Annotated in this window: 15 protein-coding genes and 1 rRNA gene; 6 read left to right on the forward strand and 10 right to left on the reverse strand. The window is 72.4% G+C overall.

Annotation, left to right across the window (positions count from 1 at the left end; translation table 11 throughout):
- From BUE44_RS11440 to BUE44_RS11450, 3 genes are all read right to left on the reverse strand, one after another.
- Positions 1–92: ribosomal RNA gene (locus tag BUE44_RS11440) — 16S ribosomal RNA — on the reverse strand; the annotation flags it as partial.
- 485 nt (positions 93–577) lie between these two features.
- Positions 578–1,837 carry a tyrosine--tRNA ligase gene (tyrS, locus tag BUE44_RS11445; protein ID WP_073496906.1) on the reverse strand — a complete coding sequence of 420 codons (1,260 nt, stop codon included), beginning with the start codon at positions 1,835–1,837 and terminating at the stop codon, positions 578–580.
- A 142-nt stretch (positions 1,838–1,979) separates the two neighbouring features.
- A complete protein-coding gene (locus BUE44_RS11450; protein ID WP_073496908.1) occupies positions 1,980–2,618 on the reverse strand; it encodes a DNA-3-methyladenine glycosylase in 639 nt (212 codons plus the stop codon).
- A gap of 101 nt (positions 2,619–2,719) precedes the next feature.
- On the opposite strand from BUE44_RS11450, the gene BUE44_RS11455 reads away from it, so the two are divergent.
- The 3 genes from BUE44_RS11455 (at position 2,720) to BUE44_RS11465 (ending at position 5,110) form a co-directional block, all read left to right on the forward strand.
- A complete protein-coding gene (locus tag BUE44_RS11455) occupies positions 2,720–3,514 on the forward strand; it encodes a sporulation protein (RefSeq protein ID WP_073496910.1) in 795 nt (264 codons plus the stop codon).
- Between the two features lie 73 nt (positions 3,515–3,587).
- The gene (locus tag BUE44_RS11460) at positions 3,588–4,127 is read left to right on the forward strand and encodes a YbhB/YbcL family Raf kinase inhibitor-like protein (protein WP_073496912.1); all 540 of its coding nucleotides are present in this window, start codon (positions 3,588–3,590) and stop codon (positions 4,125–4,127) included.
- Between the two features lie 479 nt (positions 4,128–4,606).
- Positions 4,607–5,110: an HNH endonuclease gene (locus tag BUE44_RS11465; RefSeq protein WP_073496913.1), complete on the forward strand. Its 504-nt coding sequence runs from the start codon at positions 4,607–4,609 to the stop codon at positions 5,108–5,110.
- A 61-nt stretch (positions 5,111–5,171) separates the two neighbouring features.
- On the opposite strand, the gene BUE44_RS11470 is transcribed toward BUE44_RS11465, so the two are convergent.
- From BUE44_RS11470 to BUE44_RS11485, 4 genes are all read right to left on the reverse strand, one after another.
- Positions 5,172–5,939, reverse strand: a complete 768-nt coding sequence (locus BUE44_RS11470; RefSeq protein ID WP_073496916.1) for a sulfite exporter TauE/SafE family protein — start codon at positions 5,937–5,939, stop codon at positions 5,172–5,174.
- 71 nt (positions 5,940–6,010) lie between these two features.
- Positions 6,011–6,964 (reverse strand): SPFH domain-containing protein, encoded by a 954-nt coding sequence (locus tag BUE44_RS11475; RefSeq protein ID WP_073496918.1) that lies wholly within the window; start codon positions 6,962–6,964, stop codon positions 6,011–6,013.
- A gap of 127 nt (positions 6,965–7,091) precedes the next feature.
- Complete coding sequence (locus BUE44_RS11480) at positions 7,092–7,523, reverse strand: NfeD family protein (RefSeq protein ID WP_107415685.1); 432 nt, start codon at positions 7,521–7,523, stop codon at positions 7,092–7,094.
- Between the two features lie 80 nt (positions 7,524–7,603).
- A complete protein-coding gene (locus BUE44_RS11485; protein ID WP_073497504.1) occupies positions 7,604–8,395 on the reverse strand; it encodes an ABC transporter ATP-binding protein in 792 nt (263 codons plus the stop codon).
- A gap of 124 nt (positions 8,396–8,519) precedes the next feature.
- On the opposite strand from BUE44_RS11485, the gene BUE44_RS11490 reads away from it, so the two are divergent.
- The gene (locus tag BUE44_RS11490; protein WP_073496921.1) at positions 8,520–9,311 is read left to right on the forward strand and encodes a hypothetical protein; all 792 of its coding nucleotides are present in this window, start codon (positions 8,520–8,522) and stop codon (positions 9,309–9,311) included.
- A 259-nt stretch (positions 9,312–9,570) separates the two neighbouring features.
- Here the strand turns inward: BUE44_RS11490 and BUE44_RS11495 are convergent, their stop codons facing one another.
- From BUE44_RS11495 to BUE44_RS11505, 3 genes are all read right to left on the reverse strand, one after another.
- On the reverse strand, positions 9,571–9,810 hold the full coding sequence (locus tag BUE44_RS11495) for a chaplin (RefSeq protein ID WP_073496924.1): 240 nt from the start codon (positions 9,808–9,810) through the stop codon (positions 9,571–9,573).
- A gap of 161 nt (positions 9,811–9,971) precedes the next feature.
- On the reverse strand, positions 9,972–10,619 hold the full coding sequence (locus BUE44_RS11500) for a response regulator (RefSeq protein ID WP_073496926.1): 648 nt from the start codon (positions 10,617–10,619) through the stop codon (positions 9,972–9,974).
- Positions 10,612–11,766: a GAF domain-containing sensor histidine kinase gene (locus tag BUE44_RS11505; RefSeq protein WP_073496928.1), complete on the reverse strand. Its 1,155-nt coding sequence runs from the start codon at positions 11,764–11,766 to the stop codon at positions 10,612–10,614. The genes BUE44_RS11500 and BUE44_RS11505 overlap by 8 nt, the downstream gene beginning before the upstream one ends.
- Positions 11,767–11,992: 226 nt before the next feature.
- Between BUE44_RS11505 and BUE44_RS11510 the strand changes: the two genes are divergently transcribed.
- Both BUE44_RS11510 and BUE44_RS11515 read left to right on the forward strand, forming a co-directional pair.
- Positions 11,993–12,715 (forward strand): SDR family NAD(P)-dependent oxidoreductase, encoded by a 723-nt coding sequence (locus BUE44_RS11510; RefSeq protein WP_073496930.1) that lies wholly within the window; start codon positions 11,993–11,995, stop codon positions 12,713–12,715.
- 47 nt (positions 12,716–12,762) lie between these two features.
- Positions 12,763–13,821: an S-adenosylmethionine:tRNA ribosyltransferase-isomerase gene (locus BUE44_RS11515; protein ID WP_073496932.1), complete on the forward strand. Its 1,059-nt coding sequence runs from the start codon at positions 12,763–12,765 to the stop codon at positions 13,819–13,821.
- Positions 13,822–14,067: the final 246 nt, after the last annotated feature.

Below are 14,067 nucleotides of genomic sequence, written 5' to 3' on the forward strand. Positions count from 1 at the left end.
CTGATCCACCCCGAAGGGCTTCACCGTTCGACTTGCATGTGTTAAGCACGCCGCCAGCGTTCGTCCTGAGCCAGGATCAAACTCTCCGTGAATGCATCCGGGATATCCCGGTCCACCACGCAAGAGCGGCACCCGAAGAGGAATAATCCCCAGGTGCACAGCGTCCTCGCTATGTGTGTTTTTCTTCAAAGGAACCTCATCACGCACCCACAAAGGGCACGCGACGGGGTATCAACATATCTGGCGTTGACTTTTGGCACGCTGTTGAGTTCTCAAGGAACGGAAGCTTCCTTCGAGACCGTTTCACCGGCCCCTCCGGGCTTTCCCTTCGTTGTGTTCCCACCGTACCCGATGCCTTCACCGATTCATAATCGGCTGTTCAGCCCCATCGAAATCGATTTTCGGCGCACCAAAAATCGGCCCGATGATCGGGAAGACGTAGGTAGTGGGTGGCCGCTCAGCGAGGGGAGCCGGTGTGAACCAGGCCTCCCGCCGTTTTGGCGACTCGGACTACGTTACGCACGAGCGGCGACCGAGTCAAGCTCGGTCGCCGCTCAAACGCATATTTCCAGCCGTGTCACCGTACCTCGACGGCTCCGAGGTTGCGCTTGCCCCGCCGCAGGACGAGCCAGCGGCCGTGGATCAGGTCGCCGGCGGACGGCGTCGCGTCCTCGCTCGTCACCTTGGCGTTGTTGAGGTAGGCCCCACCCTCCTTGATGGTGCGGCGGGCCGCCGACTTGCTCGGGACCAGGTCGACCAGCGCCAGCAGGTCGGCGACCGGCGCCAGTTCGGTCACCTCGGCACGCGGCAGCTCGCTGAGCGCGGCCGCCAGGGTGGCCTCGTCCAGCTCGGCGAGATCCCCCTGGCCGAAAAGTGCCTTCGACGCGGCGACCACGGCCGCGCACTGGTCGGCGCCGTGCACCAGGGTCGTCAGCTCCTCCGCCAGCGCGCGCTGGGCGGCGCGGGCCTGCGGGCGCTCGGCCGTGGAGCGCTCCAGCTCCTCGATCTCCTCGCGCGACCTGAAGCTGAAGATGCGGACGAAGGTCGAGATGTCCCGGTCGTCGGCATTCAGCCAGAACTGGTAGAAGGCGTACGGCGTGGTCATCTCCGGGTCGAGCCAGATCGCGCCGCCCTCGGTCTTGCCGAACTTGGTGCCGTCCGCCTTGGTGATCAGCGGGGTGGCCAGCGCGTGCACCGAGGCGCCCTCGACCCGGTGGATGAGGTCGATGCCCGCGGTGAGGTTGCCCCACTGGTCGCTGCCGCCGGTCTGCACCGTACAGCCGTGGCGCCGGTACAGCTCCAGGAAGTCCATGCCCTGCAGGATCTGGTAGCTGAACTCCGTGTAGCTGATGCCCTGGTCGGAGTTGAGCCGGCGGGACACCGCCTCCTTGGCGATCATCTTGTTCACCCGGAAGTGCTTGCCGATATCGCGCAGGAACTCGATGGCGGACAGGCCCGAGGTCCAGTCGAGGTTGTTGACCATGAGGGCCGCGTTCGGGCCCTCGAAGGAGAGGAAGGGCTCGATCTGGGCCCGTACCCGGTCCACCCACTCGGCGACGACGGCGGGGTCGTTCAGCGTGCGCTCCGCGGTGGGCTTGGGGTCGCCGATCAGGCCGGTGGCCCCGCCGACCAGGCCGAGCGGGCGGTGGCCCGCCAGCTGGAGCCGGCGGATGGTGAGGATCTGGACCAGGTTGCCGAGGTGCAGGCTGGGCGCGGTGGGGTCGAAGCCGCAATAGACCGTGACGGGGCCGTCCGCGAACGCCTTGCGCAGTGCGTCCTCGTCAGTGGATACGGCGATCAGCCCGCGCCACTGCAGCTCGTCGACGATGTCCGTCACGGTTCCGTGTCTCCTCGTATAAGGGTCCGGCTGGTCCGGGGTGCTCGCACGGCGTGCGTACGGCGGTGACGAGCCTACGCGGTCCCGGCTCCCGGCCGCGCTGCGATTTGTCCGCGCCAGGCGCGACACCGCGCTGCCGGGGTCATCCGCGCCTGCGCGGTGCGTGCGCGCGGTACGGGCTGACCGTGGGGTCGCCGTCGATCCAGTAGCGCCAGGGGTGCGCCGCGCCCTCGCCGCCGACGCCGGTGCGCGGTCCGCTGCGGATCGCGGCGGGGTCGGGCGGGGTGCCAGTGAGGATACGGAAGGGGCCCGCGCCGGCGGAGCAGGCGTCGGCGCCGTCGAGGGTGCGGTCGACGGACAGGGCGGTGGCGAGCCGGGCGGGGCCCTGGGCGAGGTCGGCGGCCTTGCGCGAGGTGGGGCGGTGGAGCCGGGCCAGGTCGGCGCCGGCGGTGATCTCACCGCCGCGCAGCAGCACCCCGCTGGGGGTGCCCTCGGGCCCGCAGACCAGGTTCAGGCAGTGCCACATGCCGTAGGTGAAGTAGACGTAGGCGTGTCCGGGCGGCCCGAACATCACCGCGTTGCGGTCGGTGCGGCCCCGGTAGGCGTGCGAGCCGGGGTCGTTGGGTCCGTCGTAGGCCTCGACCTCGGTGAGCCGCAGCTCGATCGGGCCGTCGTCGGTGGCGCGGACCAGGACCCTGCCGAGCAGGTCGGGGGCGATCTCCAGGACCGGCCGGTCGAAGAAGGCGCGGGCCAGCGGGGTCCGCTCGGGTGCGGTGATCACGGGGTCCGAGCGTACCGGAGGGCGGTGGAACCGGCCGGGCGCGCGCTGCGTACGTAGAGTTCGCCGAGATCGTGCAGACAAGGCGAGGGAGGATGTCCGGAATGGGCTTCAAGAAGCTGATGGCGAGTCTGGGTGCGGGTGGGGCGTCGGTGGAGACCGAGCTGTTCCAGTCGGACGTGACGCCGGGCGGTGTCGTCCAGGGGGAGGTGCGGATTCAGGGCGGTTCTGTCGAGCAGCGCATCCAGGGGCTGTCGGTGGGGTTGCAGGCCAAGGTGGAGGTGGAGCGGAAGGACGCGCAGGGCAACGACGTCGAGTACCACCAGGACATCGAGTTCCACACGCAGCAGATCGGCGGGGAGTTCGAGCTGCGGGCGGGCGCGGTGCACAACGTGCCGTTCGCACTGGAGGTGCCGTGGGAGACGCCGGTGACGATGTTCATGGGGCGGCACCTGACCGGGATGAACGTCGGGGTGACCACGGAGCTGCAGATCGCACGGGCGGTGGACAAGGGCGACCTCGACCCGGTGAACGTGCATCCGCTGCCGGCGCAGGAGGCACTGCTCGACGCGTTCGGGCGGCTCGGCTTCCGCTTCCACGGGGCGGACCTGGAGAAGGGGCACCTGCGCTCGACGCGGCAGCGGCTGCCGTTCTACCAGGAGATCGAGTTCCGCTCGCCGTCGCAGTATCCGGGGCTGAAGGAGGTCGAGCTGACGTTCGTCGCCGACGGCCGGGGAATGGACGTCGTGATGGAGATGGACAAGAAGCCGGGGCTGTTCGGCGGCGGGGACACGTACCGCTCGTTCGAGATGGACCTGCAGTCGTACCAGCAGACCGACTGGGCGGACTACCTCCACCGGTGGCTGGCCGAGGTCGGCGGCAAGCGGAACTGGTTCTAGCCTGCTGGGGACGGCGGCCGCCAGGACATAGGCTCGGTTCGCAGTTCCGGTTACGCGATCGAGAGGTGTCGAGGTGTCCGAGCAAGCGCGGCGACCGCTTCCCCATGACTTCCATCCGCCGGTGCCGGCGTTCACCGTGGTGAGCGACGACGTGACGGTGGGGGCCCCGCTGGGGGACGACCAGGTGTACGCGGCGGGCAACGTGTCGCCGCACCTGCGGTGGGAAGGCTTCCCCGCGGGGACGAAGAGCTTCGCGGTGACGTGCTACGACCCGGACGCGCCGACCGGCAGCGGTTTCTGGCACTGGGTGCTCTTCGACATCCCGGCGTCGGTGACGGAGTTGCCTGCGGGTGCGGGCTCCGGGGACTTCCCCGGGCTGCCGGCCGGTGCGGTGCACGCGCGCAACGACTACGGGAGCCGCGACTTCGGCGGCGCCGCGCCGCCGCCGGGTGACGGCCCGCACCGCTACGTCTTCACGGTCTACGCGGTGGACCAGGAGAAGCTGGACGCGGACGCGGACGCGTCGCCGGCCTTCGTGGGCTTCAACCTGCGGTTCCACACGCTGGGCCGGGCCCAGCTGATCGCCGAGTACGAGGTGCCTGCCGACAGCTGAGCGGGGCCGTCCGCCGGTCCGGCCGCGGCCGTGGTTAATGCGTTGCGCCCCGGCGCGGCCCGCCGCACAGTGGTGCCTGCCCGGCCCGCCGGACGCCTCCGGTCATGCGCCCGGACGGCGCGGCGGACGCCGGGCCGGACGGCACCGCGTTGGCGGGGGCGGCGGGGCGTTGCGCTGGGCGGTACCACGCGCCACCCGCCGCCTGCCGGATCCCGGTCTGGGGACCGGGGGTCCGCGCCGGCCGGCGCGCTCCGGATGCCGGACGTTCATCACGTCCGGCATCCGGGGCGCGAGCCCTCCCGCCACATCCGCGCTCCCGCTCTTCCCGCGCACCGGCTTTTCCGCCGCTCTTTCCCGGTTCCCCCTCCCCCGGTCATCCGCTGTCCGCCCGGGGGAAATTGCGTTGTCCGCGAGTGGACGCGGGGGCACAGTGGAGCCACTTCGCCAGGGGGGCGGAGCGGGCCCGGGAGGTGGGCGGGATGCGTGACACGCTGGTGCTGAATGCGAGCTTCGAGCCGCTGTCGACGGTGTCGCTGCGGCGTGCGGTGGTCCTGGTGATGCAGGACAAGGCCGTCGTGGAGCAGGCGCATCCCGGGCTGCGCATCCGTGCGGCCGAGGTGGACGTGCCGCTTCCGCAGGTGATCAGGCTGTGCCGGTACGTACGGGTGCCGTTCCGACAACGGGCCCCGTGGTCGCGGCGGGGCGTGCTGGTACGTGACCGGCACCGGTGCGCGTACTGCGGGCGCCGGGCCACGACGGTGGACCACGTGCAGCCGCGGTCCCGCGGCGGGGGTGACACCTGGCTGAACACGGTGGCCGCGTGCGCGGAGGACAACCAGCGCAAGGCGGACCGTACGCCGGAGCAGGCGGGTATGCGGCTGCTGGTCAGGCCGTTCGAGCCGACGCCGGCGGACGCGCTGCTGCTGGCGCTGGGTGTACGGGAGCGGGCCGGGCTGCCGGAGTGGCTGGCGCGGCCGGCCTGAGGCGCGGGCCGCGGGTGACGACGTGACGCGGCCGGACCCGGCGACGGGGTCCGGCCGTGGCTCATCTGACGATGAGCTGCACGATGGCGGCGATGCCGACGACGACGATCAGGGCGCGCAGCGCGGCGGGTGGCAGGCGGCGGCCGACGCGGGCGCCGATGAGCCCGCCGATGGTGGCGCCGACCGCGATGAGGGCGACGGCGGCCCAGTCCATGTGGGCGACGACGATGAAGAAGACCGCGGCGATGCCGTTGACCATGGCCGCCAGCACGTTCTTCAGGCCGTTGACGCGTTGCAGGGTCTCGTCGAGCAGCAGGCCCATCAGGGACAGGTAGAGCACGCCCTGGGCGGCGCCGAAGTAGCCGCCGTAGACGCTGGCCAGGAAGATCCCGCCGATAAGCAGCGGTCCGCCGTGGGTGGGAGCGGCGGTGCCGAGGCGTTCGCGGCGGGCCTGGACGGCGCGGGAGAGCCGGGGTTGCAGGACGACCAGCACCAGGGCGGCGGCGATCAGCACGGGCACGATGGCGTGGAAGGCCTGCGAGGGCAGGGTGACCAGGAGTACGGCTCCGGTGGCGCCGCCGAGCAGGCCGACACCGCCGAGCCGGATCAGCCGGTCGCGCTGGCCGGTGAGTTCGCGCCGGTAGCCGATGGCGCCGGTGATCGATCCGGGGACCAGGCCGAGGGCGTTGGAGACGTTGGCGGTGACCGGTGGCAGGCCGACGGCGAGCAGGACCGGGAAGGTCAGCAGGGTGCCCGAGCCGACGATCGTGTTGATGGTGCCTGCGCCGACTCCCGCGGCCAGGACCGCCAGTGCTTCTGCTGGGGACATAACCCTGTGATCATGTCACAGCGGGGCACCGGCGCCCCGGGGGGTCTCAGCCGCGGGCCGGCCCCGTTCGCTCAGTCCTTGTCGAAGGGCGCGGACTCGCGGCGGGGGGCGGGTGCGGTGGCGCCGGAGCCGCCTCCGTTGCCGTTGCCCGGACTGCCCGGCAGGTTGACTATGCCGCCGAGGCCCTTGAGGGCGTCGTTCAGCTCGCTGGGGATGATCCAGAGCTTGTTGGCGTCGCCCGCGGCGATCTTCGGCAGCATCTGCAGGTACTGGTACGCGAGCAGCTTCTGGTCGGGGTCGCCGGCGTGGATGGACTCGAAGACCGTGCGGATCGCCTGCGCCTCGCCCTCGGCGCGCAGCGCGGCGGCCTTCGCGTCGCCTTCCGCGCGCAGGATGGAGGACTGCTTCTCGCCCTCGGCGGTGAGGATCTGGGACTGCCTGATGCCCTCGGCGGTGAGGATCGCGGCGCGCTTGTCGCGGTCGGCGCGCATCTGCTTCTCCATCGAGTCCTGGATGGAGGTGGGCGGTTCGATGGCCTTCAGTTCGACGCGGTTGACGCGGATGCCCCACTTGCCGGTGGCCTCGTCCAGGACGCCGCGCAGGGCCGCGTTGATCTCCTCGCGGGAGGTCAGGGTGCGTTCGAGGTCCATGCCGCCGATGATGTTGCGCAGCGTGGTGACGGTGAGCTGCTCGATGGCCTGGATGTAGCTGGCGACCTCGTAGGTCGCGGCCCGCGCGTCGGTCACCTGGTAATAGATGACGGTGTCGATGTTGACCACCAGGTTGTCCTGGGTGATCACCGGCTGCGGCGGGAAGGGCACCACCTGCTCGCGCAGGTCGATGCGGTTGCGGATGGTGTCGATGAACGGCACCACGATGTTCAGGCCGGCGCTGAGGGTCCGTGTGTAGCGGCCGAAGCGCTCGACGATGGCGGCGCTGGCCTGCGGAATGACCTGGACCGTCTTGATCAGCGCGATGAAGACGAGCACCACCAGGATGATCAGGACGATGATGATGGGCTGCATGTCCACTCCCCGCGCCGGTTTGCCTGCGGAAATACGGTGTACTCCGACATGATCGATCTTGGCAGAGCGGCCGCCTGCCGGGGGCGGGGTTCGGCGAATTCCCGGCCCGGAAGGGGGCGTTCTGCCGTCACATCACGACGGCGGTCGCTCCGTCGATCTCCACGACGTCCACCTGCTGGCCGGGGTCGAAGACCCGGCCCTCCTCCAGCGAGCGCGCGGACCAGACCTCGCCGGCGAGTTTGATCCGGCCGTCGGCCCCGCTGTCGACCCGCTCCAGGACGACGGCCTGCCTGCCCTTGAGGGCGTCGACGCCGCTGCGCTGTCCCGCGTGCTGCCGGTTGCGGTAGGCGAGCGGGCGTACGAAGACCAGCAGCGCGACGGACACCGCCACGAAGGCGATGACCTGGGCGACCACCCCGCCGCCGAGACCCGACACGGCGGCGCCCGCCAGCGCGCCGACGGCGAACATGCCGAACTCTGGCATTGCCGTGATCACCAGCGGGATGCCAAGACCCACTGCGGCTATCAGCCACCACACCCATGCGTCCACAGGCCCAATCGTAGGGCTGTACGCGGCAGTTGCGGCAGTGGGCAGGGATGTAAAGACGGAAAGCGCCGGGCGGCGCCGTCCGCAGGGGGTCAGGACAGCGGCAGTCCGGCCGCCGTGTAGCGGTCGCCGCGGCGCTCGACCACCAGCGGAAGGCCGAAGCACAGGGACAGGTTGCGGGAGGTCAGCTCGCTGTCCAGCGGGCCCGCGGCGACGACCTTGCCCTGGCGGATCATCAGGACGTGGGTGAAGCCTGGGGCGATCTCCTCGACGTGGTGGGTGACCATGATCATGGAGGGCGCGATCGGGTCGCGGGCGAGCCGGCCGAGGCGGCGTACGAGGTCCTCGCGGCCGCCCAGGTCGAGGCCGGCGGCGGGTTCGTCGAGCAGCAGCAGTTCGGGGTCGGACATCATCGCGCGGGCGATCAGGGTGCGCTTGCGCTCGCCCTCGGAGAGGGTGCCGAACTTCCGGTCGAGGAAGTCGTTCATGCCGAGCCGGTCGAGGAAGGCGCGGGCGCGGTCCTCGTCGACCTGCTCGTAGCCCTCGTGCCAGGTGGCGGTCATGCCGTACGCGGCGGTGAGCACCGTCTCCAGGACGGTCTGCCGGCGCGGCATCTTCTCGGCCATCGCGGCGCCTGCCATGCCGATCCGCGGGCGCAGGTCGAAGACGTCGACGCCGCCGAGCTTCTCGCCGAGGACGGAGACGGTGCCGGTGGTGGGGAAGAGGTAGCTGGACGCGACGTTGAGCAGGGTGGTCTTGCCGGCGCCGTTCGGCCCGAGGATGACCCAGCGCTCGCCTTCTGCGACCGACCACGAGACGTGGTCCACCAGAGCCCGTCCGTCGCGGACCACGGATACGTCCACCAGCTCCAGCACATCGCTCATGAGCGCGTTGTCTCCCATTGCAGTCTCGTCGGTCCGGCGGTGCCCGGGGTGGCAGGTCCCCGGAGGGATGCCCTGGGGAAAACTTACGCCACCGCACGACGGGTCCAGTCCATAGGCTGGGGGCATGCTTGATGAACCTCGTTCAGGGCGGCTGACCGCATGGGGAAATGCCCTGCTTGCCGGGCTTGCCGCCCCTGATGACGTCGCGCAGCGGATCGTGGGCCGGGACGCGGTGCACCGGATCACGGCGCTGCCCGGGGAGAACGGGCCGGTCGGACTGACCCTGGGCCTGGGCCGGCTGCGTGCGCTGGGGGTGACCGGGCTGCGGCTGGCGCTGCCGGTCGCCGGGCATCCGCTGGGCCTGAGCGGGCCGCCGGACTTCAACGACCTCGCGCTGGAGGCGGGCGAGGCGGTGCTCACCGTCGGCGCGCTGCCGCTCGGCCTGGTGCCCGAGGTCAGCGAGGCGGGTCCCGCGGGCGATGTGCACGTGGAGGTGGAGTGGCGGTGCCTGCCGGTGCGTGACGCGCCGCCGGCCGACGTGCCGTCGCTGGGCGAGGCGGAGCGCGAGCTGGCCGAGGCGCTGCGGGACGCGACGGCGGCGCTGGCCACGCTGGACGTGGCGGGCGCGGGCGGGCCGACGGCGCACGCGGCGCTCGAGGCGTACCGCGCGCGGGCGGCCAGAGGCCGGGAGGTGCTGGCGCCGGGGTATCCGCCGCGGGCAGTGCGGGTGCTGGAGCTGGCGCAGCGGGTCGCGGCGCTGGTGGAGATCGCGGGCGACGGGCACGGCGCCGCGGTCAGCGCCTCGCAGATCGCGGCCAGGTCGGAACTGCTGCGGCCGGTGGAGCGGACCGCGCGGCGGGCGCAGGTCGCCGCCTACAACGCGTATGTGGAGGAGGCCGAGCGGCGCAGGCCCTAGGGTCTGCCGTTCGGATCTCCGTGGAGGAAGGAGCGGTGCTCGGTGCGTGCAGCTGCAAGGCGGAGGAAGGAGGCGACGCGGTGGGGGCACCTCCCGGCCGCCAGGCCAGGGGGAGTCGTCGACTGACGACAACGCGGCAGATGTGCGTGCCGGGCGCCGCGACGCCGCGGAGATCCACACGACAGGCCCTGGGCCCGCCGCCGTACGGAAGGGGGTTCGGCGGCGGGGCCCAGGGCGCGCGGGCGGCGGGCGGCGGTGGTCAGCCGTTGGCGGCGACGTTGCCGAACACCGGGTTGAGCAGTCCGATCACGTTGACGGAGTTGCCGCTCACGTTGACCGGCACGTGCACCGGGACCTGCACCAGGTTGCCGGAGCCCACGCCGGGGGACTTCACGGCCATGCCGTGCGCGCCGCTGTCGGCGGCGGCGACACCGGTGCCGGCGACGGCCAGGCCGCCCGCCACGAGGGTGAGGGTCGCGGCCTTCTTGAGGTTCTTCACGTCGAACTTCCTCCTTGCAGGAGTGCCGCGACGCCTTCCGCCGCGGCACGCCATGCGCAACGGATCATCGCGCCGCGGGGTGCGCCGTTCGGGCGACATCCACCCGACAGTATGAATCTCAGCCCGGTGTGAGCCCGGGGTGTACCGGGCGGGTGGGCCGGTCAGCCGCCGACGCCGTTGCGCACCGCCCACAGCGCGGCCTGGGTCCGGTCGGCGAGGTCCAGCTTCATCAGGATGTTCGACACATGGGTCTTCACGGTCTTCTCCGACAGCACCAGCGCGCGGGCGATCTCCCGGTTGGAGCGGCCGTCGGCGATCAGGGTGAGCACCTCGCGCTCCCGCTCGGTCAGGGCGTTGCCGCGGCCCTGCCCCGAGCCGCCCGCCTGGTCCTGGGAGAGCAGCGCGCCGGCCACCTCGGGCTGCAGCAGGACGTGCCCGGCGTGCACGGAGCGGATCGCGTCGGCGAGCGCGACCGGGTCGATGTCCTTGTAGACGTATCCGGCGGCGCCGGCCCGCAGCGCGGGGACGACGGTGCGCTGCTCGGTGAAGCTGGTGACGATCAGCACCCGGGCGGCGCTCTGCGCGTCGCGCAGCAGCCGCAGCGCCTCGATGCCGTCGGTGCCGGGCATCTTGACGTCCATCAGGATCACGTCGGGCTTCAGCTCCGCGGCGCGCTCGGCGCCCTCCTGGCCGTCGGCCGCCTCGCCGACCACCTCGATGTCGCCCTGCACCTCCAGGAAGGTGCGCAGCCCGCGGCGTACGACCTGGTGGTCGTCCACCAGCAGCACCCGGATCACCTTGTCAGCCACCCGGCACCTCCAGCTCGATGACGGTGCCCTTGCCGGGCGCCGATTGGACGGTGAGTCGGCCGCCGACGCCGCCGGCCCGGTCCCGCATGGAGACCAGGCCGAGGTGGCGTCCCGCGCGCCGGACGGAACCGGGGTCGAAGCCCCTGCCGTCGTCCGTGACCCGCAGCGTCGCACCCTTGCCGTGGCCGTCGAGGGTGACGGTGACCGCGCCGGCGTGGGCGTGCCGCAGCGCGTTGTGCACCGCCTCCTGGGCGACCCGCAGGACCGCCTCCTCCTGGGCGGCGGGCAGTGCGCGCACCTCGCGGGCACGGAAGGTGACGCCGGCGGAGTGGACCCGGTTGAGGACCGCGGCCTGGGTGCGCAGGGTCGCGACCAGGCCGTCGTCGTCCAGGGCGGCGGGGCGCAGCTCGACCACGACGGCCCGCAGCTCGTCCGCGGCCTCGGCGGCGAGGCCGGCGACCTCGCGCAGCTGGCCCTTGGCGCGGGCCGGGTCGGTGTCGATCAGGGCGGCGGCGGCCTGGGCGGTCAGCCGCAGCGAGAAGAGCTTCTGCGAGACCGCGTCGTGCAGCTCGTGGGCGATCCTGGCCCGCTCCCCCGCCAGCGTCAGCTCGCGGCTGCGCTCGTAGAGCCGGGCGTTGGTCAGCGCGATCGCGGCGTGGTCGGCGAGGATGCGCAGCAGGTCCTCGTCGTCCTGGGTGAAGCCGTGGGAGCCGGCCTCGGGGCGGGTGGGGCACTGCTTGTTGGCCAGGAAGAGGGCGCCGAGGATGTCGTCGCCGTCCATCACCGGCATGCCGATGAAGGCCTTCATCACCGGGTGGCGGCGCGGCCAGCCGGCGAAGCTCGCGAAGTCGCGGACGTCGTCGAGGCGCTGCGGGGTGGCCTCGTGCAGCATCGCGGCGAGGATGCCGTGCTGCCGGGGCAGCGGGCCGATGGCCTTCCACTCCTCGTCGCTGACGCCGTCCACCACGAACTGGGCGAAGCCGCCGTGGTCGTCGGGCACGCCGAGCGCCGCGTATTCGGCGGCCAGCAGCTCGCGGGCGGAGGCGACGATGGTCTGCAGGACCTCGCGCACCTCCAGCCGGCGGTTCATCGCCAGGACCGCGGCGCTGACCGCTTCGATTCCGCCTCTGGGGGGCCTGCTTGGCATGTCTCCACCGTACCGGCGCCGGGTCACCGTCCGTATGCGCCGCTGGTCGGAGCGCCGCTGGGTATCGCGACCTACGCCCTTGTGACCGCGCGGTGTAGGGCGGCCGGCCGAGGCGCCCGGCTCGCCGGCGTTCCTACGGTGGGGCCCATGAGACGGCCGGGCAGTCGGCCCGGCCGGGCCGGGGCGCCTCAGGCGCCCGGGCGTCGGTCACCACGAGGGCGGGATCATGCCGGTAGCGATCATCACAGGGGCGTCGAGAGGGCTGGGCCGGGCGCTCGCCGCGGAGCTGGCGGGGCGCGGCTGGCAGCTGGTGCTCGACGGGCGGGACGCCGAGGCGCTGCGGGCGGCGGCGGCCGGCCTGGAGCGTACGGCGGCGGAGTCCGCCGGCGGCGGTACGGCCGTGGTGCGGGCGGTGCCGGGCGACGTCACGGACCCGGCGCACCGGACGGCGCTGGTGGCGGCGGCCGAGCAGCTGGGCGGGGTGGACCTGCTGGTGAACAATGCCAGCGCGCTGGGCGCCGAGCCGCTCGTACCGCTGGCGGAGCTGCCGCCGGCGGGGCTGCGGGAGGCGCTGGAGGTCAATGTGACGGCGCCGCTGGCGCTGGTGCAGGCGGCGCTCCCCGCGCTGCGGGCCGCGGGCGGGCGGGTGCTGAACGTCAGCTCGGACGCGGCGGTGGAAGCGTATCCGGACTGGGGCGGTTACGGGGCGAGCAAGGCCGCGCTCGACCATCTGTCGGCGGTGCTCGCGGTGGAGGAGCCGGGGCTGCGGGTGTGGTGGGTGGACCCGGGCGACCTGCGGACGGCGCTGTACGCGGCGGCCGTGCCCGACGACCCGGACTTCGCGGAGCGCCCGCTGCCCGAGGAGGTGGCGCCGGCGCTGCTGCGGCTGCTGGACGAGGGCGCTGCGAGCGGCCGCTACACGGCGTCGGCCCTGCGGAGCGGGAAGTGAGCGCGGTGGCCCGAAACGCAGACCCCTATATAAGGGGAACACGAGTCATGACGGACACAAGCCGCACAGCGGACATTCTGTGTGATTTCCGGGTGCCGCCGGAGTCGCTGGCGGCCGCCCCGCCGGCCCGGCGGGACGGGGTGCGGCTGCTGGTCGGCCGGCAGGGCGCCGGCGAGGTCGCGCACCACGCCTTCCGCGAGCTGCCGGGGCTGCTGCGGGCCGGCGACGTGCTGGTCGTGAACACCTCCAGGACGCTGCCCGCGGCGGTGGACGGCAGCCTCGGCGGCGACCCGGTCGTGGTGCACTTCTCGACCCGTCGGGACGACGGGCGCTGGGTGGTCGAAATCCGCGACCCCGACGGGCGGGGCTCCACCGTCCGGCGGCCGGGCGGTCCCGCGGGGGCGGTGGTGCGGCTGGCCGGCGGGGAGCGGCTGGCGCTCGACGAACCGCTGGACCCGTGCGGCGACCGGCTGTGGGTGGCGTCGCCGTCGATGGCGGACCCGCTGCGGCACCTGCACCGGCACGGGCGGCCGATCCGCTACGCCTACACCGAGCGCGACCAGCCGCTCGCGGCCCACCAGACGGTCTTCGCGACGGCGTCGCCGGACGGCGCGGGCTCGGCGGAGATGCCGAGCGCGGGCCGGCCCTTCACCGCGCCGCTGGTCACCGAGCTGGTCAGCCGCGGAGTGCAGATCGCGCCCATCGTGCTGCACACCGGGGTCGCCTCGGCCGAGGCGTACGAGCCGCCGTACGCCGAGCCCTACACGGTGCCGGCGGCGACCGCGTGGCAGGTCAACGCGGCCAGGGCCGCCGGCGGCCGGGTGATCGCGGTGGGCACCACGGCGGTGAGGGCGCTGGAGTCGGCGGCGGACCCGCGCGGGGTGGTGCGCCCGGCGCGGGGCTGGACGGAGCTGGTGATCACCCCGGAGCGCGGGGTACGCGCCGTGGACGGCCTGCTGACCGGCCTGCACGAGCCGGAGGCCTCGCATCTGCTGATGCTCCGGGCGGTGTCCGGCGACGGCCTGCTGGAGCGGGTCTACGCCGAAGCGCTCCAGCACCGCTACCTGTGGCACGAGTTCGGCGACGTGAATCTCCTGCTGCCGTAAAAGGCGCCCCAATAAGCGTCACATAAAGCACCCCCGCCGTCACCGCAAGCGACGGTGGGGGTGCGGCGGTGTGAGGTGACCTATAGGACCTGCGTCACATACTAAGCAGCGTAGTGGAATACCACCCCCGGTAAAGCCGGAGCTATTGCCCGGAAGTGACACGCCGTTCCCGGCCCGGCTACGAATGAGTTTCGTAGCCGGCTTCATTGACCCCCGTTTTGCGAGGCCCTAAGAATTCTCAGGTCC

Origin of the sequence: Actinacidiphila paucisporea (assembly GCF_900142575.1) — a bacterium.
Lineage (GTDB): Bacteria > Actinomycetota > Actinomycetes > Streptomycetales > Streptomycetaceae > Actinacidiphila > Actinacidiphila paucisporea.